The sequence below is a fragment of the Mucilaginibacter sp. 3215 genome, assembly GCF_050433785.1.
In the GTDB taxonomy this organism is placed as follows: Bacteria; Bacteroidota; Bacteroidia; order Sphingobacteriales; family Sphingobacteriaceae; genus Mucilaginibacter.
In genome coordinates, this window is the sequence record NZ_JBNPWO010000004.1 from 440651 (window position 1) to 464063 (window position 23413).

Sequence of the window (23413 nt, forward strand, 5' to 3'; positions counted from 1 at the left end):
CAATCAAATATCCCATTCTTTACGGCTTTGTTTAATGTGTTCCCGGAGTTTTTCAGCATCAGCGATTGGTAGTTTGCCAGCAAATTTATCTGATAACTTTATTTTAGGAGAGGAAGTCTTTTTGAGAACTTTGATCAAATGCAACTTTTCAAGCTCCCTGAGCAGGTTATATGCGTTTTGATTAGTTACTTCTATAAGTAAAGTATCCATTATCTGAAGTTAAAATTCAAATTTATGAAATTCCAATCATTAAATTTAAGCCCTGATCATTAGGATGGCAATTATTGTAGTCGGCATAGCGGATATGGGCTATAGTAACCTTCCCCTTAATCCCCCCAATCTTTAAAAATTTCTCCGGCCCATCTTCAGTTTTACGCCGTCAACCGGGTGATGCGGTAGCATACCTTCCAAAATGGCTGTGAAAAGTCAAAAAATCAAACCGGCTAATGCTTAGCCAAATACCTTTCAAACATATGTTAAAACGCGGATGCAAAAATTATAAAAAAATAACTTACTAACTATTTGATAATTAATACAAAGTTTCTATCTTTGCCGTCCCTTTCGGGGGAGAAATATGCCTTGAACGAAGCCCTACTGCTTCGATGGGCACAAAAACAATTAAAAAAATGTCAGGAATTATTGGTAAAAAAGTAGGAATGACCAGCATTTTCGACGAAACAGGGAAAAACATTCCCTGCACAGTAATCGAAGCTGGCCCTTGCGTGGTAACACAAGTTAAGTCTGTGGATACAGACGGATACGCTGCTGTTCAGTTAGCGTATGGCGACAAAAAGGAAAAAAACACTTCTGCCCCTCTAAAAGGACACTTCCAGAAAGCCGGTAGCGCTCCAAAGCGTAAACTGGTTGAATTCAAAACTTTCGAAGATCAAAAAGCATTAGGCGACACCGTTACTGTCGACATTTTTGCTGCGGGAGATTTTGTTGACGTGGTAGGTACCTCAAAAGGTAAGGGTTTTCAGGGTGTGGTAAAACGTCATGGTTTTGGCGGCGTGGGTATGCAAACTCACGGTCAGCACAACCGTTTACGTGCGCCAGGTTCTTTGGGTGCGTCATCATGGCCATCACGTGTATTTAAAGGTATGCGCATGGCAGGTCAAACCGGAAACGCCCGTGTTAAAATACAAAACCTTGAAGTAGTTAAGGTTTTCGCGGAGCAGAATCTGTTAGTAGTTAAAGGTTCCATCCCCGGAGCTAAGGGTTCATTCGTAATAGTGGATAAATAAGATGGAAGTTAACGTATTAAACGTATCAGGTAAAGAAACAGGTGCCAAGGTGCAGCTTCCTGAGTCGGTTTTCGGTATTGAGCCAAATGATCACGCTATCTATCTTGATGTTAAGCAATTTCTTGCTAACCAGCGTCAGGGTACACACAAATCAAAACAGCGTAATGAAATTGCAGGTTCAACCCGCAAATTATACAAACAAAAAGGTACAGGCGGTGCCCGTGCCGGTGGTATTAAATCACCATTATTTAACGGTGGTGGCCGTGTATTCGGTCCGCAACCACGCGATTATAGCTTCAAATTAAACAAAAAGCTTAAATCACTGGCCCGTAAATCAGCTTTATCATACAAAGCAAAAGATAACAATATTTTAGTGTTAGAGGATTTTAGCTTTGATAGCATCAAAACTAAAAACTACATTAAATTGGAGGCCGATCTGAATGTTACTAATGAAAAAACATTATTAGTAGTAGCATCTGCCGAAAATAACAATGTGTATTTATCAAGCAGGAACCTGAAGAAAAGCAAAGTAATTTCAGTTGAGCAGCTTAACACTTATGATGTGTTAAACGCAGGCAAGCTGTTGTTAACTACAGGTGCTGTTAAAACTTTGGAGGAAGCATTAGCTAAGTAATTATGGAAATTTTAAAACAACCCCTACTTACTGAAAAAGTTACTCAGTTAACTGACAAGCTTAACCGTTATGCTTTCAAAGTTGATCACAGGGCTAACAAAATTCAGATCAAGAGTGCCATTGAGGCAATGTACGGTGTAAACGTTACGGCGGTAAACACCATGAAATACGTCGGCAAACTTAAAACTCGCAATACTAAGGCAGGCGCCGTTCAGGGCCGTTCAGCTACTTACAAAAAAGCGATCATTACGTTGAAGGACGGAGAAGTAATTGATTTTTACAGCAATATATAATTATAGAAATGGCAGTAAAGAGATTTAAACCGGTTACCCCGGGTACCCGCTTCAGAGTTGATGTATCTAATTCAGATATCACAACAAACGTTCCTGAAAAATCGTTGGTTGTAGCATCAAACAAAAGATCAGGCGGTCGTAACAACAGCGGTAAAATGACTATGCGCTACTTAGGTGGTGGTCATAAACAAGCATACAGGTTAATTGATTTTAAACGTAATAAGTTTGATATCCCGGCAAAAGTTGCAACTATCGAGTACGATCCTAACCGTTCGGCACGTATAGCCCTGCTACACTTTGCTGATGGCGAGAAAAGGTACATGATTGCTCCGGAAGGCTTAACAGTTGGTACAATTGTAACAGCAGGCGAAACAGCAGCTCCCGAAGTAGGTAATACCTTACCATTAAAGAATATCCCTCTTGGTTCGATCATTCACAACATTGAGTTAAACCCTGGCCAGGGTGGTGTAATTGCCCGCAGCGCCGGTACTTACGCTCAATTATCAGCACGTGATGGCAAATATGCTATCATCAAATTGCCTTCAGGCGAAACCCGCATGATCCTGTCAACTTGTTTGGCAACTATCGGTACCGTTTCAAATGGCGAAAGAGCAAACGCTGTGTTAGGTAAAGCCGGCCGCAAACGCTGGTTAGGCCGCAGGCCAAGGGTACGTGGTGTAGCTATGAACCCGGTAGATCACCCTATGGGTGGTGGTGAAGGCCGTGCCTCAGGTGGTCACCCACGTTCACGTAAAGGTTTATTAGCTAAAGGCTACAAAACCCGTGACAAGAAGAAAACATCGGATCGTTACATCATTGAAAGAAGGAAGAAATAATGGCTCGTTCAATAAAAAAAGGACCTTACATCGATCATAACTTAGATAAGAAAGTTATGGTACTGAATGATGCAAATAAAAAATCAGTTGTAAAAACATGGTCACGTCGTTCCATGATCTCTCCTGATTTCGTTGGTCATACATTCGCAGTACACAACGGTAACAAGTTTATCCCTGTGTACGTAACAGAAAACATGGTTGGACACAAGCTGGGAGAGTTTGCCCCAACCCGTACATTCCGCGGACACGCAGAAAAGAAAAAATAACAGGCAATGGAAGCAACAACAAAAATTAAAAAGTCTGTACTGATCAGGCAACAAAAAGAAGCTGCGAAAGCTCTTGTAGGCGGCGCTTCTGTTGCTAAGTTACAGGACTGCCCAACTTCACCGCGCAAAATGCGTTTGGTGGTTGACTTGATCCGCGGTGAAAACGTTGAGAAAGCGTTATACATATTGAAATTTACTAACAAAGAAGCTGCTATTCGTGTAGAGAAACTTTTGTTATCAGCTATCAAAAACTGGGAAGCAAAAAACGAAGGCAAACGTGTTGAAGACAGCAACCTTTTTGTTAAGGAAGTATCTGTAGGCGGTGGCCGTCAGTTAAAAAGGTTACGCCCTGCTCCGCAAGGAAGGGGATACCGTATCCGCAAACGCTCAAACCACGTAACACTTGTTGTGGATAGTAAAAACGATAACAATTAATTTGAAATGGGACAGAAAGCACATCCAATAGGTAACAGGTTAGGAATCATCAGAGGTTGGGATTCTAACTGGTTCGGTGGCAACAACTACTCCGATAAATTAGTTGAAGACGAAAAAATCCGCAAATACCTTTCAGCTCGTATTGCTAAAGGTGGTGTATCTAAAGTAGTTATCGAGCGTACTTTAAAACGCATTACCGTAACTATCCACACTGCCCGTCCGGGTATTGTGATCGGTAAAGGCGGTCAGGAAGTTGACAAGATCAAAGAAGAGTTGAAAAAACTTACCAAGAAAGAAGTTCAGATCAACATTTTCGAGATCAAACGCCCTGAGCTTGATGCACAATTAGTAGCAGAAGGCATTGCAAAACAATTAGAAGCACGTATCTCTTTCCGTCGTGCCATGAAAACCACAATCGCTGCAACCATGCGTATGGGTGCCGAAGGTATCAAGGTAATGACTTCAGGCCGTTTAGGTGGCGCTGAGATGGCACGTAGCGAGCAATATAAAGAAGGCAGGATTCCTTTGCACACTTTCCGTGCTGACATCGACTACGCATTAGCAGAAGCATTAACTACCTATGGTAAAATAGGTGTTAAAGTTTGGATCTGCAAAGGCGAGGTTTATGGCAAACGCGATCTTTCTCCAAACATTGGCGGTACCAGCAGCGCAAGCGGCAAAGGTGGCAGGCCAGAGGGCGGTGCACCAGGCTTTGGTGGCCGTGGTAACGAAAGAGGCGGCGAGCGCGGCGGTGAGCGTCGTGGCGACAGGAAACCAGGTGGCGATCGTCGTGGCGGTGGTAACCGTCCAGGCGGACAAGGTGGAAACCGTCCGGGTGGACAAGGTGGAAACCGTCCGGGTGGCCCAGGTAAGAGATAATAATTAAAGTACAAGACAAATATCGAATAACGATATAAAAGCTTAAGAAAATGCTACAGCCAAAAAGAACGAAGTTCAGAAAGATGCAAAAAGGCAGGATGAAAGGTTTAGCCACCCGTGGTGCTGAACTTTCATTCGGATCTTTTGGTGTTAAATCACTCGAAGCGGCATGGATCACCAGCCGTCAGATCGAGGCTGCACGTATCGCTGTAACACGTTTTATGAAACGTGAAGGACAGGTTTGGATCAGGATATTCCCTGACAAACCTGTAACCAAGAAACCTGCAGAGGTACGTATGGGTAAAGGTAAAGGTGCTCCTGAATACTGGGTTGCGGTAGTACGCCCCGGAAGGATCATTTTTGAAGCCGAAGGTGTGCCTTTGGAAGTTGCTAAAGAGGCTTTACGCCTGGCAGCACAGAAATTACCGGTGCAAACTAAATTTATTGTACGTAGGGATTACGTAGAAGCATAAATTGAGGAGTTAGTTGAAGAGTTGTAAAGTTTTAATGTTGTGAAGTTAGATGCCGAATTTCACCATTCAAATAAAAACAATACAACGTTTAAACTTACCAACAGACAACAAATAACAAAGAAAAATGAAGAACTCAGAAATTTTGGGCCTATCAACTGAAGAGATTGTTGCTAAGATCAGCGAGGAAAGGGCTACCCTTACCAAATTGAAATTTGCTCATGCAGTTTCGGCTATTGAGAACCCGTCCCGTATAACCAAAGTACGCAAAGGAATTGCTCAGTTAAATACTGAATTAACAAAACGTAAAGCGGCGGCCGCTTCTGAAAAGAATTAATTTTTTAAACATTCAGACAATGGAATTGGAAAGAAATTTAAGAAAAACACGTACCGGCCTCGTAGTTAGCAACAAAATGGAGAAATCTATCGTTGTGGCCGTTGAACGTAAGGTGAAACACCCTATTTACGGTAAGTTCGTAAAAAAGACTACCAAATTTATGGCTCATGATGAAACCAATACTTGTGGCGTAGGCGATACAGTATTGATCATGGAAACCCGCCCGCTGAGCAAAACCAAAAACTGGCGATTAGTTGAAATTTTAGAAAGGGCTAAATAAGATGGTACAACAGGAATCAAGATTAACAGTAGCCGACAATAGCGGCGCTAAAGAAGTTTTAGTGATCCGTGTATTGGGTGGTACCGGTAAAAGGTATGCATCAATCGGCGATAAAATTGTGGTTACCGTAAAAAGCGCTTTACCATCAGGTAACGTGAAAAAAGGTACCGTATCAAAAGCCGTAGTTGTACGCACTAAAAAAGAGATCCGCAGAAAAGACGGTTCATATATCCGTTTCGACGATAACGCAGCTGTGTTGTTAAACAACCAGGACGAGCCAAGAGGTACACGTATCTTTGGCCCTGTTGCAAGGGAACTGCGCGAGAAACAATTTATGAAAATTGTATCATTAGCACCGGAGGTATTGTAACATGGAAAAGAAAGTAAAATTAAAGATCCGAAAAGGCGACCTGGTTAAAGTTATCGCCGGCGATTCAAAAGGATCACAAGGCAAAATCGTTGAGGTTTTGGTAGATAAGAACAGGGCTATTGTTGAAGGTGCCAATATGGTATCAAAACATACTAAACCTAATGCTGCTAACCCTAACGGCGGAATTGTTAAACAAGAAGCTGCTATACATATTTCAAACCTAATGCTGGTTGATCCTAAAACAGGTAATACAACCCGTGTTGGCCGTCAAAAAAATGACGCCGGCAAATTAGTAAGGGTAGCAAAAAAATCAGGGGAGGAAATTAAGTAATGACTTACGTACCAAGATTAAAATCAAAATACAAGGAAGAGATCCGCACCGCGCTGAAAGATAAATTTCAGTACAAAAGCGTAATGCAGGTTCCTAAATTGGAGAAAATTGCCATTAACCAGGGTGTAGGTGGTGCAACTACCGACAAGAAATTGATCGAAAACACCATCACCGAGTTAACTACCATCACTGGTCAGCAAGCAGTATCTTCAAAATCTAAAAAAGATATCTCAAACTTTAAATTGCGTAAAAATATGCCGGTTGGCGTACGTGTTACCCTGCGTGACAACACAATGTACGAGTTTTTGGATCGTTTAATCGCTGTAGCCCTGCCACGTATCCGTGACTTCAAAGGCATCAACGATAAAGGTTTTGATGGCCGCGGCAACTATACATTAGGTATTACTGAGCAAATTATCTTCCCTGAGATAAATATTGACAAAATCAATAAAATTCAAGGTATGGATATTACCTTTGTAACCTCCGCAACAAACGATGTTGAAGCATTGGAGTTGTTGAAACAATTTGGTTTACCATTTAAAAATCAAAATAGCAATGGCTAAAGAAGGTGTAAAAGCACGTGAAGTAAAGCGCGCAAAATTAGTAGCTAAATACGCTGAAAAAAGAGCTGCTTTAAAAGAAGCCGGCGATTACGCTGCTTTAGATAAATTACCAAAAGCATCATCACCGGTAAAACTGCACAACCGTTGCAAATTAACCGGCCGCCCTCGTGGTTATATGCGTCAGTTTGGCATCTCACGTGTTACATTCCGTGAAATGGCTCTTGAAGGCAAGATCCCGGGAGTGAAAAAAGCAAGCTGGTAAGCAAAAGCTGAAAGCAAAATGCGAAAAGCGTAAGGCATAAAAGCTTTAGGCTTTTTGCTTTATGCATTGAGCTTAAAATGAATGAATTAACCGATGGAAGGTCGTCCCGGATGTTACGGGAAGGAAACCACCGTCATAACACAATAAAATGAATACAGATCCAATCGCAGATTATCTTACAAGAGTAAGGAATGCTATTAAAGCCAACCACCGGGTTGTTGAAATTCCTGCATCAAATCTGAAGAAGGAAATCACTAAGGTGCTTTTCGACAAAGGTTACATTGCAAATTACAAGTTTGAGGATAATGGTCCTCAGGGCACTATCAAAGTTGCTTTGAAATACCACCCGATAACTAAAATTTCTGCTATCCGCAGCATTTCGCGCATCAGCAAACCAGGTTTAAGGAAATACGCAGGTATGGAAAACATGCCACGTGTACTAAATGGTTTAGGTATCGCCATCCTGTCTACTTCTAAAGGCGTTATGTCTGATAAAGAAGCACGTCAGCAAAATGTTGGTGGTGAGGTTTTATGCTACGTTTATTAATCGAAGAAATTTAAAGCAATGTCAAGAGTAGGAAAAGCACCGATAGCACTGCCACAAGGAGTAACCGTTACGGTATCAGCAGAGAATGTTGTTACTGTTAAAGGTCCTAAAGGCCAGTTGCAGCAAGCGGTTGATAGCGATATCACCATTGCACAGGAAGACGGTCAATTATTGGTTCAACGTCCGTCTGAACAAAAGCGTCACAAAGCATTACACGGTTTATACCGCGCGCTTTTAAATAACATGGTAATAGGTGTAACTGAAGGTTACAAAGTAACCCAGGAATTAGTGGGTGTAGGTTACCGTGCCACCAATACAGGTAATACATTAGATTTAGTGTTGGGTTTCTCTCACCACTATGTATTTGAATTACCTCAAGAAATTAAAGTTACAACCACTGCTGATAAGGGTAAAAACCCAACCATCATCCTTGAATCAATTGACAAACAGTTAATTGGCCAGGTAGCAGCTAAGATCCGTTCATTACGTGCACCAGAACCATACAAAGGTAAAGGTATCAAGTTCCAGGGCGAGATTTTGAGAAGAAAAGCAGGTAAATCAGCATCTAAAAAATAATCGTCATGGGAGCTAAACTATCAAGAAGAGACAGGATTAAAAAAGGCATCAGGAAACGCCTTTCAGGGTCAACAGAGCGTCCCCGCCTGTCAGTATTTAGAAGTAATAAAGGTATTTATGCGCAGATCATTGACGATGTAACCGGAAAAACTTTAGTTTCAGCATCATCTTTATCAAAAGATTTTGCCGCTGAAGGTACAAAATCAGATCAATCAGTAGCTGTAGGCAAACTGGTAGCTTCAAAAGCTATCGCTGCAGGGATTAAAGATGTGGTTTTCGACAGGAACGGTTACCTGTACCATGGCCGTGTTAAGTCATTGGCCGAAGGTGCACGTGAAGGTGGTTTAAACTTTTAATCGAACAGAGAAATGTCAACAATCAACATAAAAAGAGTAAAAACAAGCGAGATCGAATTAAAAGACCGCTTGGTAAGCATACAGCGTGTTGCCAAAGTAACCAAAGGCGGCCGTACTTTCAGCTTCTCTGCTATCGTAGTAGTAGGTGATGAAAACGGTGTTGTAGGTTACGGTTTAGGTAAAGCTAAAGAGGTAACTGAAGCTATTGCTAAAGGCATTGATGATGCTAAAAAGAACCTGGTAAAAGTTCCAATCATTAACGGAACTGTACCTCATGAGCAAATTGGTAAATTTAGCGGCGGTTTTGTTTTCATTAAACCAGCAGCTAACGGTACCGGTGTAATTGCAGGTGGTGCTATGCGTGCCGTATTAGAGTCGGCTGGCGTACACAACGTATTGGCAAAATCAAAAGGTTCGTCAAACCCGCACAACGTGGTAAAAGCAACCGTATCGGCATTAGCCCAGTTACGTGATGCAAATACAGTAGCACAACAGCGCGGAATTAGTTTAGGTAAAGTATTTAACGGATAATCAGTCATGGCTAAGATCAAAATAACACAGATTAAGAGCGTGATCGACAGAACGGAACGCCAGAAAAAAACAATCGAGGCTTTAGGCTTGCGTAAAATTAACCACAGTGTGGAAGTTGAGGCTACACCTGCTATAGTTGGGATGGTTAGGAAAGTGAACCACCTGGTAGCGGTTGAAAATATTTAATATCATGAATTTAAGTAATTTAAAACCTGCAGAAGGTTCAACCAAAAATAGAAAAAGAATTGGCCGTGGTACAGGTTCTGGCCGTGGCGGTACGTCAACCCGTGGCCACAAAGGCGCCGGTTCACGTTCAGGTACCAGCACCAAGGTAGGCTTTGAAGGCGGTCAGATGCCTTTACAGCGCCGTGTGCCTAAGGTGGGCTTTAAAAACCCTAACCGTGTTGAGTACACAGGCGTAAACCTTGACGTACTTCAGGAATTAGTAACGAAATTTTCACTTACTGCTGTTGATTTTGATACTTTGAAAGAGCACGGTTTGGTATCACGTAACGACCTGGTTAAAATCCTGGGCCGTGGTGAGCTTACTGCCAAATTAGAAGTTAAAGCACATGCATTTACTGCTACAGCTCAAAAAGCTATTGAAGCTGCAGGTGGTACCATAGTTAAGTTATAATTTCGATGAAGAAATTTTTCACCACATTATCCAATATCTGGAAAATCGAAGATCTGAGAGTGCGTATTATTAACACGCTCTTATTTCTTTTAATATATCGTGTAGGCTCATTCGTGGTTTTACCAGGCGTTAACGCCGCGGTAGCGTCAACCCAAAAAGCAGAAGGATTAGTAGGATTGCTGAATATGTTTGCAGGAGGATCGTTTTCACGTTCCTCTATTTTCGCATTAGGTGTTATGCCTTACATTTCGGCTTCAATTGTGGTGCAACTGCTGGGTATTGCCGTTCCGTATTTTACCAAATTGCAAAAAGAAGGTGAAAGCGGTCGCAACAAGCTTAATCAATGGACCCGTTATCTAACAATAGGGATTACCTTTTTACAGGCTATAGGTTACCTTAAATCGCAGGTTGCTGCCGATGCAAGGACTATTGCCGATCCTTTCACCTTCATCTTCCTTAATACTTTTGTATTAACGGCGGGTACATTATTTGTAATGTGGTTAGGGGAAAAGATCACGGATAAAGGTATCGGTAACGGTATCTCACTTATTATTATGGTGGGTATCATTGCCCAGTTACCAGGCGCTTTTACAACCGAGTTCATTTCGCGTAATGGCGGTGCCGGTGGTTTAATTGCTTTCATTGTGGAGATCGTAGGTCTTATTGGTGTGGTAATGTTTACTATACTGATAGTACAGGGAACACGAAAAATTTCGGTACAATACGCTAAACGTATTGTGGGGAACAAACAATATGGCGGCGTACGCCAGTACATACCTTTAAAGGTAAATGCTGCCGGTGTAATGCCAATCATATTTGCTCAGGCATTAATGTTTATCCCGCAAACCGTATCGCAGTTTTTTCCTAATGTATCATCAAGCGGTATATTGATAGCTTTAGCTAACTATAACTCATGGGAGCATAACCTGTTGTTTGGGATCCTGATCATTCTGTTCACATACTTCTACACCGCCATTACGGTTAATCCTAACCAAATGGCCGATGATATGAAGAAGAACGGTGGCTTTATCCCGGGCATCAAACCAGGCCGCACTACTGCTGAGTTTATTGATGGCGTAATTTCAAAGATCACTTTACCAGGATCAGTATTCCTGGCTATTATAGCAATCATCCCGGCATTGGCCAGTTTGGTTGGTGTATCTCCAATATTCGCAAGGTTCTTCGGCGGTACTTCGCTGATCATCCTGGTAGGTGTTGTTTTGGATACATTACAGCAGATAGAAAGTCACCTGTTGATGCGCCATTATGATGGTTTAATGAAAACCGGACGGATTAAGGGACGTACAGCCATGCCTGCCGCTGCCGGTACCAGTCCGACAGCGATTTAATTAGCAATGTCAAAAATCAATTATAAGTCTGTCGAAGAGATAGAACTCATAAGAGAAAGTTCTTTACTTGTTTCAAAAACACTCGGAGAAATAGCTAAGGTTATTGCTCCGGGTGTTAAAACAATTGAACTGGATAAGCTTGCCGAAACCTTTATACGGGATAACGGCGGTGTTCCTGCCTTTTTAAACTATCACGGATTTCCTTATTCACTGTGTATCTCCCTGAATGACCAGGTTGTACACGGCTTCCCCGGATCGCATGTTTTAACTGAGGGCGACCTGGTATCAGTTGATTGCGGCGTTGTTTTAAATAAATACTACGGCGACTCGGCTTATACCTTTGCCATTGGTGAGGTTAACGACCAGGTTAAAAAGCTGATGCGTGTTACGCAGGAATGCTTAAAGCTGGGTGTTGAAAAAGCGGTTGTAGGGATGCGTATAGGTGATATAGGATACGCGGTACAGGAGCATGCCGAAAAGAACGGCTTTGGTGTAGTAAAGGAACTTGTTGGCCATGGTGTGGGATTAAAACTGCACGAAAAACCCGAAGTACCTAACTATGGCAAACGCGGTGCCGGTATCAAACTGGAAGAAGGCATGGTGATAGCCATTGAGCCCATGATCAATGCCGGCCGTGCCGGTGTTAAGTTTTGGGATGATGGCTGGACAGTTTCAACATCTGACAAGAAACCTTCGGCACATTACGAGCATACAGTAGCGGTACGAAAAGGTACTCCAGACATTTTATCGACGTTTGATTACGTAGAAAATGTTTTAAAAGAAAAAAATAATAATTAAATAATTTTTTATTAATTTTGCATCCCGGTTTTAGGGCGGATAATTAAGTAATAATCAACAAAATATGGCTAAACAATCTTCGATTGAGCAAGACGGTACAATTAGAGAGGCATTGTCAAATGCAATGTTCAGAGTTGAACTTGAAAATGGTCATGAGATTATAGCGCACATATCGGGCAAAATGCGTATGCACTACATCAAAATTCTTCCTGGCGACAGGGTGAAACTGGAAATGAGTCCATATGATTTAACAAAGGGTAGAATAACCTATAGATATAAATAAAAAGATGAAAGTTAGAGCATCCATCAAAAAGCGCAGCGCTGATTGCAAGATCATCCGCCGTAACGGGAAACTTTACGTTATTAACAAAAAGAACCCGAAGTTTAAACAACGCCAGGGCTAAGAAAAAATTACTGAATTGGAGAATGATTGAATTACTGATGATAGCGATTCGATAGTTCAATAATTCGATAACTCAATAAATTACAAGAAATATGGCAAGGATATCAGGTATTGATTTACCAAAGAATAAAAGAGGAGAAATCGGACTTACTTACATTTTCGGTATTGGCCGCTCAACAGCTCAAAGAATTTTGACTGAGGCTGGTATTGATTTTAATATCAAAGTACAAGACTGGACCGATGAGCAGTTATCTTCTATACGCGGAATTATTAACGACCAAATTAAGGTTGAAGGTGCATTACGTTCAGAAGTGCAGCTTAACATTAAACGTTTGATGGATATTGGTTGTTACCGTGGTACACGTCACCGTAAAGGTTTACCATTACGTGGCCAGCGTACTAAAAACAACTCACGTACCCGTAAAGGTAAACGTAAAACAGTTGCTAACAAGAAAAAAGCTACTAAGTAGTAAGTGATTGGTGAGCTGAAAGCGGTGAGTAGTTGTCGCTTTTAAGATCATCAGGAATACCTCATTTTGACAGTATAATTAATGGGTCCGGATTATTCGTTAATTCAGTAATTCATTAATTCAAAAATTTAAAAAATGGCTAAAGCTAAAAAAGTAACCAAAAAACGCATTGTGATTGTTGAGCCTGTTGGCGAAGCGCATATCAATGCTACTTTCAACAACATCATCATCACCCTTACCAACAAAACAGGCCAGGCAGTTTCATGGTCATCAGCTGGTAAAATGGGTTTCAAAGGTTCAAAGAAGAATACCCCTTATGCTGCCTCACAAGCTGCTGCCGATTGCGGTAAAGTTGCTTATGATTTAGGTTTACGTAAAGTTGAAGTATTTGTAAAAGGCCCTGGTGCCGGTCGTGAGTCGGCTATCCGTACTTTGCAAACTGCAGGTATCGAAGTAACTACGATTAAAGATATTACACCGCTTCCACACAACGGTTGCCGTCCTTCAAAAAGAAGAAGAGTTTAATTAACATATTTTTTAAAGCTAAGATTCGGCAGCTGCAGGCTGCATGATACTTTAAGAACACACAAAAATGGCCAGATATACAGGACCAAAATCCAAAATTGCCCGTCGTTTCCGTGAGCCGATCTTCGGTCCGGATAAAGCGTTAGATCGTAAAAACTATCCACCGGGCCAGCATGGCGCTTCAAAACGCCGTGGAAAGCAATCAGAGTATTCAACTCAGTTGCAAGAGAAACAAAAAGTTAAATATACCTATGGTGTATTGGAACGTCAGTTCGAAAACTTATTTCACCGCGCTTCTGCTAAAGAAGGTATCACAGGCGAAAACCTGTTAAAATTCTTAGAAGCACGTTTAGACAACGCTGTTTTCCGTTTAGGCATTGCTCCTACACGTTCAGCAGCACGTCAGTTGGTTAACCACAAGCACATCACTGTTAACGGTGCTGTTGTAAACATCGCTTCCTATGCATTGAAAGCAGGCGACGTGGTTGCAGTACGTGAAAAATCTAAATCATTAGAAGCTATCACTACTTCAGTAGCCGGAAGAAGAATCAACAAATACAGCTGGTTAGAGTGGGATGCGAACAACCTTACAGGTAAATTCCTCAACTATCCTAACCGCGATGAGATCCCTGAAAATATCAAGGAAAACCTGATCGTCGAGTTGTACTCTAAATAAGATATGAGATATCAGATGTGAGATTTGAGAGTTTTTTCAAATCTCATTTCTGGTTTTCGTATATATGCAAATCACAAACAAAAGATTTGAATAAGCGTTTGAACAGCAGAGGAAATCTCACATCTCAAATCCCATATCTCAAATCAATTATCAAGTAAACAATAAATAAAGGATATAAATGGCAATTTTAGCATTTCAAAAACCAGACAAGGTTATCATGCAAAAAGCAAATGATTTTGATGGTACGTTTGAATTTCGTCCCTTAGAACCAGGCTTTGGTGTAACCATTGGTAATGCTCTGCGTCGTATCTTACTTTCATCACTTGAGGGTTATGCAATTACTTCCGTACGTTTTTCGGGGGTAACTCATGAATTTTCGACCATCAAAGGTGTTGTTGAAGACGTAACCGAGATCATCCTGAACCTTAAACAAGTTCGTTTTAAGAAAACAGGTGAATCTGGCGACAGCGAGAAAATATTTGTTATTGTAAATGGCCAGGATGCATTTAGAGCAGGAGATATTACCAAATTCTCTAATAACTTTACTGTATTAAATCCTGATTTGGTACTTTGCAACATGGACCCTGCTGTAACGCTTGAAGTTGAGCTTACTGTAGGCAAGGGCCGTGGTTACGTACCAAGCGAGGAAAATAAAAATCCTGACGCTAATGTTGGTGTTATAGCTATAGATTCGATCTATACGCCAATCAAAAACGTAAAATATACCATCGAAAACTATCGTGTTGAGCAAAAAACCGACTATGAAAAATTAGTATTGGATATTGCTACCGATGGTTCAATCCATCCTGAAGATGCTTTGAAAGAAGCAGCTAAGATCCTGATCCAGCACTTCATGCTGTTCAGTGATGAAAACATGATGCTTGAAGCACAGGCTAAAGAAGAAACCAAAGAAGTTGATGAAGAGATCCTGCACATGCGCAAGATCCTTAAAACCGAACTGGTAGATCTTGACCTTTCTGTACGTGCCCTTAACTGCCTTAAAGCTGCTGATATCCGCAGCCTGGCTGATCTGGTATCGTACGATGTTGCTGACATGTTAAAATTCAGGAACTTTGGTAAAAAATCATTAACTGAGATCCAGGACCTGGTTAAATCAAAAGGTTTATCTTTTGGCATGAACCTGTCTAAATTTAAGTTAGACGAAGAATAATAGAGGAGCAAGACTGTGAGAAGCAAGAGGCAAGATAGATTTTAGATCTTGCATCTTGATTTCTTGACTCTTGATTCTTGTTGCAAACATTAAGCGAAAGCATAATTCCGAGGGCTTGAGCCTATCGCCCAACGGTATGCACGTGAAATATATAAAACAATGAGACACGGAAACAAAAACAATCACTTAGGCCGTACTACCAGCCACCGCAAAGCGATGCTGGCTAACATGGCATCTTCGCTTATTTTACACAAGCGTATCACTACAACATTAGCAAAAGCAAAAGTTTTACGCGGTTATGTTGAGCCACTTTTAACAAAATCAAAAAACGATACTACGCAGTCACGTCGTACAGTATTCAGCTACCTGCAGGATAAAGACGCAACATCAATCGTTTTCCGCGAAATCGCTGAAAAAATTGCTAACCGTCCGGGTGGTTACACCCGTATCATCAAGTTAGAAAACCGTTTAGGCGATAACGCTGAAATGGCAATCATCGAGCTTGTTGATTACAACACTGTTTACGGTGCTGACGCTGCTGCTCCTGCTAAGAAATCAACCCGTCGTCGTGGTGGTTCTGGTGCAAAAGCTAAAACTGCTGCTCCTGTAGCCGCAGAAGAAGCTGTAGTAGTTGAAGACGTTAAAGAAGAGCCGGCTGCTGAAGCACCTGCACCTTCTGAAAACGAAGAAAACGCTGAAAAAGGCGAATAATTAATTATTCGTTTAACAGATACCAAAAACGGCACTGATCTATGATCGGTGCCGTTTTTTTATGTAATTAACTACCGATTTAGGTAAAAGCATGGCAATTCCCTAATCTGTTACTCGCGATTTAGACTATAAGTCAATAAGCATTCAACATCATTCATCAAAGTGAAACCACACTTTTCCAATATCCTTCGCGATGGCAGGTTATCTGCATAAGTATGCACTATGATAGCTTTCACAAATTCATGTATAAATGCCCATTGTGAAATTAATTGTAAAGCTTCTGTAGCATAACCTTTGTTATGCTGGTTGGCGTCGATCATATAGCCAATCTCCGCTTCGCCTAAATCATTAGGATAGCCGGCAAAGCCCATGCCGCCAATAACGGTATTGGTGCTTTTAAGAACGATCTCCCAGCTGGTATACCATAGGTATTTATCAGGGAAAGCGAGCGTATTAGGCAGCCAGAAACTGTCAAAGGCATCATCAATTTCTTTGATATATAACGGATCGATCAGCATAGCTGAAGGTGTTAAGCCTAATGATAGCTCCAGCAGATTGCGGTTTTGTTTAAGCAATAATAATTGCGCGTGTGTTAACGGTATCATCTTTAACCGTTGTGATTGGATAAAAAACATTTAATGTTTGGAATTAAATAACAATAAGAAACCAGTTCGCTTTTTTAAAGTGAAGGTACAGCCGGTGTGCTATGGCTGTTTGTTAAGCAATTCCAGGCAATGTGATGAGCCTGTTGACGGTGTTAAGTAACAGAGGCGTTTGTTTTGTTAGGATAAATATAAGGGATTTTAGTTGAAAATCCATGGCATTTTATAAAACCGAGAAGTGCGTTAGGGATAGGAGCGGCTACCGGCCTGTGGCTAATGCCCTGTGTAGTAGGAGCGCATAGCCCGGCCGCAGGCAACGCCCGTATCGGTTGGCAGTTTTGAGTACACAGTTTGCAGTTGATGATCACACATTATAGCAACGTAATTAAATGATTAGGCGTAATGCCCTTTTAAGGAATAAATAATAATACTATTGTCTATCACTTCGTAGATGATGCGGTGCTGGTTATCAATTCGCCTTGATCATTTACCCGAATATTCATGTTTTAATGGCTCCGGTTTGCCAACACCAATAAATGGTGATTCTTTTATAGCAATGAGTAGACGTTCAATTTTCTTTACTATAGAACTCTGGCCACTTTTTAAGAAAAATCTAATATCTTCTTTAGCAGTGTCGGTTATTACAAGTTCCATATATCGGCAGGTGTTATTTGTGTAGTTCTACCGGCCTTTAAATCATCTTCACTTTGCTTCATTTTCTTTACAAAATCCTTATTATAGGCTTTTTCACCTTTTTCGGTTTTGTAATCAACTTTAAGAGCTTTCATAATTGCTTTTAATGCAGCTAACTGCTCTTTATCCTTCGGCAGTACAATCAATGTCTCCATATACAAATTTACACTTTATTAAATACAAATTTTGAAAGTGATTGTTGAATAAAAAGTTAATTGATAAAATAAAACTTTGCTATGTAAACGCTTCCATCACTCATCAATATAAAACTTAATATCACCAAACCGGCTGCGGCCTTCCCGTACAAACTGTCCCTCGATATTATACAACACATCGCCAAAAAGGGTACGGCCTTTCCTGATCAGGTTATCGTCAAGGTTACAAACCACATCGCCAAACATTCCCTGACCCTTTTTTACTATTTTGCCATCTATGGTATATAAAATATCGCCAAACCTGCCCTGGCCTTTTCGCACATAGCTGCCATCGATGGTGTATAATATTGTTCCAAATTTATTATTGCCCTCCCTGATGTACTTCATGATTGATACCTGTGATTCGAAGTTTCAAGTTAGTCGATATCCTGCCAATTAACAAACCAAATAATAACCTTTTGCCTTTAACCTTTCGCCTTTTACCTCAAACAGTCCTGCCAACCTGTCATCACAAAGTAAGTTATCCTGTCGCCTTGTTCACGAACTGACAATTACAGGCAATTTTTACTGCCATTGGCATATTGGCACAGGCATTGATAAACAGCAGTGGTAAGTAAACAATAATCAAAAAGAAAAAACAATCATATATGTCTAAAATAATTGGAATCGACTTAGGAACAACAAACTCCTGCGTTGCTGTAATGGAAGGTAACGAGCCTGTTGTTATAGCTAACAGCGAGGGTAAACGTACTACGCCGTCTGTAGTAGCTTTTATTGATAATGGCGAACGTAAAGTTGGTGATCCTGCAAAACGTCAGGCTATTACTAACCCTACAAAAACCATTTCTTCAATCAAACGCTTTATGGGTAACCAGTTTAGTGAAGTTACAAGTGAAGCAGCACGTGTACCTTATAAAGTAGTTAAAGGCGACAACAACACCCCACGTGTTGAAATTGGCGACCGTAAATATACCCCGCAAGAAATTTCTGCAATGATCCTTCAGAAAATGAAGAAAACTGCCGAAGATTTCTTAGGTACTGAAGTAACCGAAGCGGTTATTACCGTTCCTGCCTACTTTAACGATGCTCAGCGCCAGGCTACTAAAGAAGCCGGTGAAATTGCTGGTTTAAAAGTACGCCGTATCATTAACGAACCTACTGCTGCTGCATTAGCTTACGGTTTTGATAAAGCTCATAAAGATATGAAGATAGTTGTGTTTGACTGCGGTGGCGGTACTCATGACGTATCCGTATTGGAATTAGGCGACGGTGTATTTGAAGTAAAAGCTACCGATGGTGATACTCACTTAGGTGGTGACGACTTTGATCAGGTAATTATTGACTGGTTAGCCGACGAGTTTAAAAACGACGAAGGTTTAGACCTGCGTAAAGACCCAATGGCTTTACAACGTTTAAAAGAATCGGCTGAGAAGGCTAAAATTGAGTTATCAAGCTCTGCTCAAACTGAAGTTAACCTGCCATACATTACTGCAGTTGACGGTATGCCTAAGCACTTGGTTAAAACATTAACCCGTGCTAAATTTGAGCAATTAGCTGATAGCCTGATCAAACGTACTATTGAGCCTTGTAAATCAGCTTTGAAAAATGCCGGTTTAAGCACTTCTGATATCGACGAAGTGATTTTGGTAGGTGGTTCAACCCGTATCCCTGCTATCCAGGAAGCTGTACAAAAATTCTTTGGTAAAGCTCCTTCAAAAGGTGTTAACCCTGACGAAGTTGTTGCCATCGGTGCTGCTATCCAGGGTGGTGTATTAACCGGTGAGGTTAAGGATGTGTTATTGCTTGACGTTACCCCACTTTCATTAGGTATCGAAACCATGGGTGGTGTAATGACTAAACTGATCGAGTCAAACACTACTATCCCTACTAAAAAATCTGAAACGTTCTCAACCGCCAGCGACAGCCAGCCTTCAGTTGAGATCCACATATTACAAGGTGAGCGCCCAATGGCTGCGGGTAACCGTACTATAGGTCGTTTCCACTTGGACGGCATCCCGCCAGCACCTCGCGGTGTACCACAAATTGAGGTTACTTTCGATATTGATGCTAACGGTATCCTGCACGTATCTGCAAAAGATAAAGCTACAGGTAAAGAGCAAAAGATCCGTATCGAAGCTTCTTCAGGTTTAACTGATGCCGAGATCAAAAAGATGAAGGACGAAGCTGAGGCTAATGCTGATGCTGACAAAAAGGCAAAAGAAGAAGTTGAAAAACTGAACGCTGCTGATGCCCTGATCTTCTCGACTGAAAAACAATTGAAAGAGTACGGCGATAAGATCCCTGCTGATAAAAAAGCACCTATCGAAGCTGGCTTAGCTAAATTGAAAGAGGCTTATTCAGCTAAAAACTTTGACGCTATCGAAGCTGCACAAACAGAGCTTAACACTGCCTGGACTGCTGCATCTGAAGATATGTACAAAGCTTCTGCCGAAGGTGCTCAAGGTCAGCCAGCTGGCGATGCCGGAGCTCCGCAAGACAACTCTGACACCGTTACAGATGTTGATTTTGAAGAAGTGAAATAATTAATTTTGTTTCGATAATATTTAAGCCCGGTTTGGTTAATTCCAGACCGGGCTTTTTTTGTGGGGAGATATTGCCTGGTTGCAGAGTAGGAGGGACCTGCGCAGCCATAATTGATCATAATATAAAGCAACGTAAGCCCCAGCTGCGCTACGTATTTATGGCCCCCGTAAATACCTAAGAACACTACACTAAAATCTGTAAACTTTTTTAGGACGAGACATAAAGAACGGTTTTAACTCCGGAGACTCATCCTGTTGAAATTTTAGATTGATTAATTTTGTGCGTTAACCTAAATACGCAAAAGCCCATGAAAGGTTAAACTCCATAGCAAATTATTTAAAAAGACGCCATTAACCGTCAACTAATCCATTAATAACTACTAAACTAATAGGGAAATGCTTAATTTCGCAACCTCATACGCGTAAAACATAAAATGGACTACCAATTTAAAGAGATAGAGCAAAAATGGCAGCAGTTTTGGGCACAAAACCAAACCTTCAAAGCCGAAGACAAAAGCAGTAAGCCCAAATATTATGTGCTGGATATGTTCCCTTACCCGTCTGGGGCTGGCCTGCACGTTGGGCACCCGCTGGGCTATATCGCTTCTGATATTTTTGCACGCTACAAACGCTTAAAAGGCTTTAACGTATTGCACCCTATGGGTTATGATAGCTTTGGCTTACCCGCCGAGCAATACGCCATACAAACCGGTCAGCACCCCGCTATAACTACCGAAGATAATATTGCTACATATCGTCGCCAGTTGGACCAGATCGGCTTTTCGTTCGACTGGAGCCGCGAGGTGCGTACCAGCTCTCCAGATTATTATAAATGGACCCAATGGATCTTCATGAAGTTGTTTAACAGCTGGTATAATAAAGATGCCGACAAAGCCCAGTCAATTGATCAACTGGTAGCACATTTTGAAACCAAAGGTTCTGCCGGTATCAATGCCGTTTGTGATGATGAAATTTTAAGTTTTACTGCCGATGAGTGGAAAGCGTTCAGCAACCAGCAACAGCAGGACGAACTGTTAAAATACCGCCTTACCTACCTGCGCGAAAGTACCGTAAACTGGTGCCCTGCCCTTGGTACAGTATTGGCAAACGACGAAGTAAAAGACGGCTTTAGCGAGCGTGGCGGCTACCCCGTTGAACAAAAGAAAATGACCCAATGGAGCATGCGCATTACCGCATACGCCGAAAGGTTATTACAAGGCCTTGATACTATCGACTGGCCGGAGCCTTTGAAAGAAATGCAAAGGAACTGGATTGGTAAAAGTACTGGTGCTTCAGTTAAATTCCCGATAGATAAATCAGGTCATAACGCTGCTTTGGGCACCGATTTTATCGAAGTGTTTACCACAAGGGTTGATACTATTTTCGGTGTCACCTTCTTGGTAATTGCTCCTGAGCATGAATTAGTTTCTGCATTAACTACACCTGAGCAAAAGGCAGAAATTGAAGCTTACATTACTCAAACCAAAAAGAAATCGGAGCTTGACAGGATGGCTGATGCCAAGACTGTATCAGGCGCGTTTACCGGCAGCTATGTGCTTAACCCGTTAAATGGGCAGCAAATTCCAATCTGGATCGCTGATTATGTTTTAGCCGGATATGGAACCGGGGCGGTTATGGCCGTACCATCCGGCGATCAGCGTGATTACCTGTTTGCAAAGCATTTTAATTTGCCGATAGTACCGATCCTCGATATTCAAAATATCGAAACCGAGGCTGACCCAACTAAAGATGGCACCTATATCAACTCCGATTTTATAAATGGCTTAGCTTACAAAGAAGCAACCGCCGCGGTGGTTGCCAAACTGGAAGAGATCAATGCCGGTAAAGCCAAAGTTAACTTCAGGATGCGTGACGCTATTTTCGGCCGCCAACGTTACTGGGGCGAGCCGGTGCCGGTTTACTTTAAAGAGGGCTTGCCATATTTAATTGATGAGAGCCACCTGCCATTGTTACTGCCTGAGATTGATAAATATCTCCCTACCGAAACCGGCGAACCGCCATTAGGTCGTGCAGAGGATTGGAAATATGAAGGTGGTTTGCCTTACGAGCTAAGCACCATGCCGGGCTGGGCTGGTTCAAGCTGGTACTGGTACCGTTATATGGATGCCAAAAACGATAAGGAGTTCGCATCGCGCGAAGCTATTGAATACTGGAAAGACGTTGATTTGTATATCGGTGGCAGTGAGCATGCAACCGGTCACCTGTTGTACAGCCGTTTCTGGAATAAGTTTTTGAAAGACCTTGACCTGGTTGTTGAGGAAGAGCCTTTCAAAAAATTAATCAACCAGGGCATGATCCAGGGCCGTAGTAACTTTGTTTACAGGCTGATTGACGAGGAAGGCAAAGGTACCAACACTTATGTATCGCACGGATTGATCAAAGAACATAAAACTACGCCAATACACGTTGATGTTAACATTGTTGAAAACGAAGTATTAAACATTGCCAAGTTTAAACAATGGCGACCTGAATTTGCAGATGCTGAATTTATTCTGGAAAATGGCAAATACATCTGTGGCGTCGAAGTTGAAAAAATGTCGAAACGGTATTACAACGTTGTAAATCCGGATGATATAGCAACCCGCTTTGGTGCCGATACCTTACGGATGTATGAGATGTTTTTAGGTCCGCTGGAGCAGAGCAAACCGTGGAATACCAATGGTATTGAGGGTGTTTTCAAATTCCTGCGTAAATTCTGGAGATTATTCCATAATGATGCCTGGGAGTTTGGCGTAAACAATGCCGCTCCGTCAAAAGCTGAGTTGAAATCATTGCATAAGATCATTAAAAAGGTTGAGGAAGATATCGAGCGTTTCTCGTTCAATACTTCAGTTTCAAGCTTTATGATCGCTGTTAATGAATTAACCGACCTGAAATGCAACAACCGTGCGATATTGCAGGATATGGTGATCATCCTTTCGCCTTATGCGCCGCACATTTGCGAGGAGCTTTGGTCGTTATTGGGTAATGCTGATGGTACTTTATCATACGCACCATTCCCTAAATTTAACGCGGAGTATTTGGTTGAAGACGAGTTTGCTTACCCAATCTCTATCAACGGTAAAATGAAAATGAACCTAAGCATCTCGTTAAGCCTTGATGTTAAAGAAATAGAAGCCTTTGTTTTGGCTAATGCCGATGTGCAAAAATACCTGGATGGTAAAACCCCTAAAAAACTGATTGTAGTAAAAGGCAGGATTGTAAATATGGTGGTTTAATCCCCCCTTAAACGGGTACTTTTTGGATTTTCAACCCTGGTTTTGCAACGCAAGGCCAGGGCTTTTTTTATTACCTGAAATAAAGATGTCAAATCCCGAAATACTTCGAAAGGCGGGAACGGGCGACGACAGGGTAAGAAATCTCCTATGATGAAAATCTGCTACAGAAAGGCAAAAAGTCCTAAAAAGCGTGGTAATAGATTATATAAAGTTATAATATATAAATGACTA

Annotated in this window: 35 protein-coding genes and 1 pseudogene; 31 read left to right on the plus strand and 5 right to left on the minus strand. The window is 41.5% G+C overall.

Translation table 11 applies throughout. The features are described 5' to 3' along the window. Nucleotides 1-3: 3 nt before the first annotated feature. Nucleotides 4-210: a hypothetical protein gene (locus tag ABIC84_RS10520; protein ID WP_426584810.1), complete on the minus strand. Its 207-nt coding sequence runs from the start codon at nucleotides 208-210 to the stop codon at nucleotides 4-6. Nucleotides 211-626: 416 nt separating this feature from the next. Here ABIC84_RS10520 and rplC point away from each other — a divergent pair, with 416 nt between their 5' ends. The 29 genes from rplC (at nucleotide 627) to rplQ (ending at nucleotide 15950) form a co-directional block, all read left to right on the plus strand. After that, the gene (gene rplC, locus ABIC84_RS10525; RefSeq protein ID WP_090529696.1) at nucleotides 627-1244 is read left to right on the plus strand and encodes a 50S ribosomal protein L3; all 618 of its coding nucleotides are present in this window, start codon (nucleotides 627-629) and stop codon (nucleotides 1242-1244) included. 1 nt (nucleotide 1245) lies between these two features. Beyond that, a complete protein-coding gene (rplD, locus tag ABIC84_RS10530; RefSeq protein WP_090529285.1) occupies nucleotides 1246-1878 on the plus strand; it encodes a 50S ribosomal protein L4 in 633 nt (210 codons plus the stop codon). Nucleotides 1879-1880: 2 nt separating this feature from the next. Further along, nucleotides 1881-2171: a 50S ribosomal protein L23 gene (gene rplW, locus ABIC84_RS10535; RefSeq protein ID WP_090529282.1), complete on the plus strand. Its 291-nt coding sequence runs from the start codon at nucleotides 1881-1883 to the stop codon at nucleotides 2169-2171. An 8-nt stretch (nucleotides 2172-2179) separates the two neighbouring features. Continuing rightward, nucleotides 2180-3007, plus strand: a complete 828-nt coding sequence (gene rplB / locus ABIC84_RS10540) for a 50S ribosomal protein L2 (RefSeq protein ID WP_090529279.1) — start codon at nucleotides 2180-2182, stop codon at nucleotides 3005-3007. Then, on the plus strand, nucleotides 3007-3273 hold the full coding sequence (gene rpsS, locus ABIC84_RS10545) for a 30S ribosomal protein S19 (protein WP_022832979.1): 267 nt from the start codon (nucleotides 3007-3009) through the stop codon (nucleotides 3271-3273). Before rplB ends, rpsS begins: the two co-directional genes overlap by 1 nt. Nucleotides 3274-3279: 6 nt before the next feature. After that, nucleotides 3280-3708, plus strand: a complete 429-nt coding sequence (gene rplV, locus ABIC84_RS10550; RefSeq protein ID WP_090529276.1) for a 50S ribosomal protein L22 — start codon at nucleotides 3280-3282, stop codon at nucleotides 3706-3708. A gap of 6 nt (nucleotides 3709-3714) precedes the next feature. Next, complete coding sequence (rpsC, locus tag ABIC84_RS10555) at nucleotides 3715-4587, plus strand: 30S ribosomal protein S3 (RefSeq protein WP_090529273.1); 873 nt, start codon at nucleotides 3715-3717, stop codon at nucleotides 4585-4587. Nucleotides 4588-4637: 50 nt separating this feature from the next. Beyond that, on the plus strand, nucleotides 4638-5060 hold the full coding sequence (gene rplP / locus ABIC84_RS10560) for a 50S ribosomal protein L16 (RefSeq protein ID WP_090529269.1): 423 nt from the start codon (nucleotides 4638-4640) through the stop codon (nucleotides 5058-5060). A gap of 124 nt (nucleotides 5061-5184) precedes the next feature. Beyond that, nucleotides 5185-5394: a 50S ribosomal protein L29 gene (gene rpmC / locus ABIC84_RS10565; protein WP_090529266.1), complete on the plus strand. Its 210-nt coding sequence runs from the start codon at nucleotides 5185-5187 to the stop codon at nucleotides 5392-5394. A gap of 25 nt (nucleotides 5395-5419) precedes the next feature. Beyond that, nucleotides 5420-5674, plus strand: coding sequence for a 30S ribosomal protein S17 (rpsQ, locus tag ABIC84_RS10570; protein WP_091166929.1), 255 nt, complete (start codon nucleotides 5420-5422; stop codon nucleotides 5672-5674). Nucleotide 5675: 1 nt separating this feature from the next. Beyond that, entirely contained in the window at nucleotides 5676-6044 is a 369-nt protein-coding gene (gene rplN / locus ABIC84_RS10575) for a 50S ribosomal protein L14 (protein WP_090529260.1), read from the plus strand. Nucleotide 6045: 1 nt separating this feature from the next. After that, a complete protein-coding gene (rplX, locus tag ABIC84_RS10580) occupies nucleotides 6046-6375 on the plus strand; it encodes a 50S ribosomal protein L24 (protein ID WP_090529257.1) in 330 nt (109 codons plus the stop codon). Then, entirely contained in the window at nucleotides 6375-6938 is a 564-nt protein-coding gene (gene rplE / locus ABIC84_RS10585) for a 50S ribosomal protein L5 (protein WP_091215970.1), read from the plus strand. The genes rplX and rplE overlap by 1 nt, the downstream gene beginning before the upstream one ends. After that, nucleotides 6931-7200 (plus strand): 30S ribosomal protein S14, encoded by a 270-nt coding sequence (gene rpsN, locus ABIC84_RS10590; RefSeq protein ID WP_090529250.1) that lies wholly within the window; start codon nucleotides 6931-6933, stop codon nucleotides 7198-7200. Before rplE ends, rpsN begins: the two co-directional genes overlap by 8 nt. A 148-nt stretch (nucleotides 7201-7348) precedes the next feature. Next, complete coding sequence (rpsH, locus tag ABIC84_RS10595; RefSeq protein WP_090529247.1) at nucleotides 7349-7747, plus strand: 30S ribosomal protein S8; 399 nt, start codon at nucleotides 7349-7351, stop codon at nucleotides 7745-7747. Between the two features lie 18 nt (nucleotides 7748-7765). Then, the gene (rplF, locus tag ABIC84_RS10600; protein ID WP_426584817.1) at nucleotides 7766-8323 is read left to right on the plus strand and encodes a 50S ribosomal protein L6; all 558 of its coding nucleotides are present in this window, start codon (nucleotides 7766-7768) and stop codon (nucleotides 8321-8323) included. Nucleotides 8324-8328: 5 nt separating this feature from the next. Beyond that, nucleotides 8329-8679, plus strand: a complete 351-nt coding sequence (gene rplR, locus ABIC84_RS10605; protein ID WP_090529241.1) for a 50S ribosomal protein L18 — start codon at nucleotides 8329-8331, stop codon at nucleotides 8677-8679. A 12-nt stretch (nucleotides 8680-8691) separates the two neighbouring features. Then, a complete protein-coding gene (gene rpsE, locus ABIC84_RS10610; RefSeq protein WP_090529238.1) occupies nucleotides 8692-9210 on the plus strand; it encodes a 30S ribosomal protein S5 in 519 nt (172 codons plus the stop codon). 6 nt (nucleotides 9211-9216) lie between these two features. Beyond that, nucleotides 9217-9396, plus strand: coding sequence for a 50S ribosomal protein L30 (rpmD, locus tag ABIC84_RS10615; protein WP_022833274.1), 180 nt, complete (start codon nucleotides 9217-9219; stop codon nucleotides 9394-9396). Nucleotides 9397-9400: 4 nt separating this feature from the next. Beyond that, nucleotides 9401-9847, plus strand: a complete 447-nt coding sequence (rplO, locus tag ABIC84_RS10620; protein WP_090529235.1) for a 50S ribosomal protein L15 — start codon at nucleotides 9401-9403, stop codon at nucleotides 9845-9847. Nucleotides 9848-9852: 5 nt separating this feature from the next. After that, nucleotides 9853-11196, plus strand: coding sequence for a preprotein translocase subunit SecY (secY, locus tag ABIC84_RS10625; RefSeq protein WP_274990025.1), 1344 nt, complete (start codon nucleotides 9853-9855; stop codon nucleotides 11194-11196). A gap of 6 nt (nucleotides 11197-11202) precedes the next feature. Then, nucleotides 11203-11994 (plus strand): type I methionyl aminopeptidase, encoded by a 792-nt coding sequence (gene map / locus ABIC84_RS10630; RefSeq protein WP_112653531.1) that lies wholly within the window; start codon nucleotides 11203-11205, stop codon nucleotides 11992-11994. A gap of 64 nt (nucleotides 11995-12058) precedes the next feature. Next, the gene (infA, locus tag ABIC84_RS10635) at nucleotides 12059-12277 is read left to right on the plus strand and encodes a translation initiation factor IF-1 (RefSeq protein WP_022833270.1); all 219 of its coding nucleotides are present in this window, start codon (nucleotides 12059-12061) and stop codon (nucleotides 12275-12277) included. 4 nt (nucleotides 12278-12281) lie between these two features. Beyond that, nucleotides 12282-12398: a type B 50S ribosomal protein L36 gene (ykgO, locus tag ABIC84_RS10640; protein WP_022833269.1), complete on the plus strand. Its 117-nt coding sequence runs from the start codon at nucleotides 12282-12284 to the stop codon at nucleotides 12396-12398. A gap of 91 nt (nucleotides 12399-12489) precedes the next feature. Further along, complete coding sequence (gene rpsM, locus ABIC84_RS10645; protein ID WP_090529226.1) at nucleotides 12490-12867, plus strand: 30S ribosomal protein S13; 378 nt, start codon at nucleotides 12490-12492, stop codon at nucleotides 12865-12867. A gap of 135 nt (nucleotides 12868-13002) precedes the next feature. Beyond that, a complete protein-coding gene (rpsK, locus tag ABIC84_RS10650) occupies nucleotides 13003-13392 on the plus strand; it encodes a 30S ribosomal protein S11 (protein WP_090529224.1) in 390 nt (129 codons plus the stop codon). A gap of 67 nt (nucleotides 13393-13459) precedes the next feature. Continuing rightward, nucleotides 13460-14068 (plus strand): 30S ribosomal protein S4, encoded by a 609-nt coding sequence (gene rpsD / locus ABIC84_RS10655; RefSeq protein WP_091215997.1) that lies wholly within the window; start codon nucleotides 13460-13462, stop codon nucleotides 14066-14068. 178 nt (nucleotides 14069-14246) lie between these two features. Beyond that, entirely contained in the window at nucleotides 14247-15239 is a 993-nt protein-coding gene (locus ABIC84_RS10660; protein ID WP_321557256.1) for a DNA-directed RNA polymerase subunit alpha, read from the plus strand. Nucleotides 15240-15398: 159 nt separating this feature from the next. Next, nucleotides 15399-15950 carry a 50S ribosomal protein L17 gene (rplQ, locus tag ABIC84_RS10665; RefSeq protein WP_429263553.1) on the plus strand — a complete coding sequence of 184 codons (552 nt, stop codon included), beginning with the start codon at nucleotides 15399-15401 and terminating at the stop codon, nucleotides 15948-15950. Between the two features lie 110 nt (nucleotides 15951-16060). Here the strand turns inward: rplQ and ABIC84_RS10670 are convergent, their stop codons facing one another. From ABIC84_RS10670 to ABIC84_RS10685, 4 genes and pseudogenes are all read right to left on the minus strand, one after another. After that, nucleotides 16061-16555, minus strand: coding sequence for a GNAT family N-acetyltransferase (locus ABIC84_RS10670; RefSeq protein WP_429263554.1), 495 nt, complete (start codon nucleotides 16553-16555; stop codon nucleotides 16061-16063). A 390-nt stretch (nucleotides 16556-16945) separates the two neighbouring features. Next, a pseudogene (locus ABIC84_RS10675) lies at nucleotides 16946-17206 on the minus strand (Txe/YoeB family addiction module toxin). Beyond that, nucleotides 17194-17400 carry a DUF2683 family protein gene (locus tag ABIC84_RS10680; RefSeq protein ID WP_426584830.1) on the minus strand — a complete coding sequence of 69 codons (207 nt, stop codon included), beginning with the start codon at nucleotides 17398-17400 and terminating at the stop codon, nucleotides 17194-17196. The pseudogene ABIC84_RS10675 and the gene ABIC84_RS10680 overlap by 13 nt, the downstream one beginning before the upstream one ends. A 96-nt stretch (nucleotides 17401-17496) precedes the next feature. Continuing rightward, nucleotides 17497-17787, minus strand: a complete 291-nt coding sequence (locus ABIC84_RS10685; protein WP_426584832.1) for a hypothetical protein — start codon at nucleotides 17785-17787, stop codon at nucleotides 17497-17499. Nucleotides 17788-18047: 260 nt separating this feature from the next. Between ABIC84_RS10685 and dnaK the strand changes: the two genes are divergently transcribed. Beyond that, nucleotides 18048-19943, plus strand: a complete 1896-nt coding sequence (dnaK, locus tag ABIC84_RS10690) for a molecular chaperone DnaK (protein WP_429263555.1) — start codon at nucleotides 18048-18050, stop codon at nucleotides 19941-19943. Nucleotides 19944-20377: 434 nt separating this feature from the next. Continuing rightward, complete coding sequence (gene leuS, locus ABIC84_RS10695; protein ID WP_429263556.1) at nucleotides 20378-23182, plus strand: leucine--tRNA ligase; 2805 nt, start codon at nucleotides 20378-20380, stop codon at nucleotides 23180-23182. Nucleotides 23183-23413 lie beyond the last annotated feature (231 nt).

Coding starts and splice junctions, on each gene's coding strand:
- rpsC (WP_090529273.1), top strand. CDS start 3,715: ATGGGACAGAAAGCACATCCAATAGGTAACAGGTTAGGAATCATCAGA.
- leuS (WP_429263556.1), top strand. CDS start 20,378: ATGGACTACCAATTTAAAGAGATAGAGCAAAAATGGCAGCAGTTTTGG.
- rplB (WP_090529279.1), top strand. CDS start 2,180: ATGGCAGTAAAGAGATTTAAACCGGTTACCCCGGGTACCCGCTTCAGA.
- ABIC84_RS10670 (WP_429263554.1), bottom strand. CDS start 16,555: ATGATACCGTTAACACACGCGCAATTATTATTGCTTAAACAAAACCGC.
- rplQ (WP_429263553.1), top strand. CDS start 15,399: ATGAGACACGGAAACAAAAACAATCACTTAGGCCGTACTACCAGCCAC.
- infA (WP_022833270.1), top strand. CDS start 12,059: ATGGCTAAACAATCTTCGATTGAGCAAGACGGTACAATTAGAGAGGCA.
- rplW (WP_090529282.1), top strand. CDS start 1,881: ATGGAAATTTTAAAACAACCCCTACTTACTGAAAAAGTTACTCAGTTA.
- rpsH (WP_090529247.1), top strand. CDS start 7,349: ATGAATACAGATCCAATCGCAGATTATCTTACAAGAGTAAGGAATGCT.
- ABIC84_RS10685 (WP_426584832.1), bottom strand. CDS start 17,787: ATGAAGTACATCAGGGAGGGCAATAATAAATTTGGAACAATATTATAC.
- rplC (WP_090529696.1), top strand. CDS start 627: ATGTCAGGAATTATTGGTAAAAAAGTAGGAATGACCAGCATTTTCGAC.
- rplV (WP_090529276.1), top strand. CDS start 3,280: ATGGAAGCAACAACAAAAATTAAAAAGTCTGTACTGATCAGGCAACAA.
- rplN (WP_090529260.1), top strand. CDS start 5,676: ATGGTACAACAGGAATCAAGATTAACAGTAGCCGACAATAGCGGCGCT.
- rpsS (WP_022832979.1), top strand. CDS start 3,007: ATGGCTCGTTCAATAAAAAAAGGACCTTACATCGATCATAACTTAGAT.
- rpsN (WP_090529250.1), top strand. CDS start 6,931: ATGGCTAAAGAAGGTGTAAAAGCACGTGAAGTAAAGCGCGCAAAATTA.
- rpmD (WP_022833274.1), top strand. CDS start 9,217: ATGGCTAAGATCAAAATAACACAGATTAAGAGCGTGATCGACAGAACG.
- rplR (WP_090529241.1), top strand. CDS start 8,329: ATGGGAGCTAAACTATCAAGAAGAGACAGGATTAAAAAAGGCATCAGG.
- map (WP_112653531.1), top strand. CDS start 11,203: ATGTCAAAAATCAATTATAAGTCTGTCGAAGAGATAGAACTCATAAGA.
- rpsD (WP_091215997.1), top strand. CDS start 13,460: ATGGCCAGATATACAGGACCAAAATCCAAAATTGCCCGTCGTTTCCGT.
- secY (WP_274990025.1), top strand. CDS start 9,853: ATGAAGAAATTTTTCACCACATTATCCAATATCTGGAAAATCGAAGAT.
- rpsE (WP_090529238.1), top strand. CDS start 8,692: ATGTCAACAATCAACATAAAAAGAGTAAAAACAAGCGAGATCGAATTA.
- ykgO (WP_022833269.1), top strand. CDS start 12,282: ATGAAAGTTAGAGCATCCATCAAAAAGCGCAGCGCTGATTGCAAGATC.
- rplO (WP_090529235.1), top strand. CDS start 9,401: ATGAATTTAAGTAATTTAAAACCTGCAGAAGGTTCAACCAAAAATAGA.
- rpmC (WP_090529266.1), top strand. CDS start 5,185: ATGAAGAACTCAGAAATTTTGGGCCTATCAACTGAAGAGATTGTTGCT.
- rpsK (WP_090529224.1), top strand. CDS start 13,003: ATGGCTAAAGCTAAAAAAGTAACCAAAAAACGCATTGTGATTGTTGAG.
- rplP (WP_090529269.1), top strand. CDS start 4,638: ATGCTACAGCCAAAAAGAACGAAGTTCAGAAAGATGCAAAAAGGCAGG.
- rplF (WP_426584817.1), top strand. CDS start 7,766: ATGTCAAGAGTAGGAAAAGCACCGATAGCACTGCCACAAGGAGTAACC.
- ABIC84_RS10520 (WP_426584810.1), bottom strand. CDS start 210: ATGGATACTTTACTTATAGAAGTAACTAATCAAAACGCATATAACCTG.
- ABIC84_RS10660 (WP_321557256.1), top strand. CDS start 14,247: ATGGCAATTTTAGCATTTCAAAAACCAGACAAGGTTATCATGCAAAAA.
- rplX (WP_090529257.1), top strand. CDS start 6,046: ATGGAAAAGAAAGTAAAATTAAAGATCCGAAAAGGCGACCTGGTTAAA.
- ABIC84_RS10680 (WP_426584830.1), bottom strand. CDS start 17,400: ATGGAGACATTGATTGTACTGCCGAAGGATAAAGAGCAGTTAGCTGCA.
- rplD (WP_090529285.1), top strand. CDS start 1,246: ATGGAAGTTAACGTATTAAACGTATCAGGTAAAGAAACAGGTGCCAAG.
- dnaK (WP_429263555.1), top strand. CDS start 18,048: ATGTCTAAAATAATTGGAATCGACTTAGGAACAACAAACTCCTGCGTT.
- rpsM (WP_090529226.1), top strand. CDS start 12,490: ATGGCAAGGATATCAGGTATTGATTTACCAAAGAATAAAAGAGGAGAA.
- rplE (WP_091215970.1), top strand. CDS start 6,375: ATGACTTACGTACCAAGATTAAAATCAAAATACAAGGAAGAGATCCGC.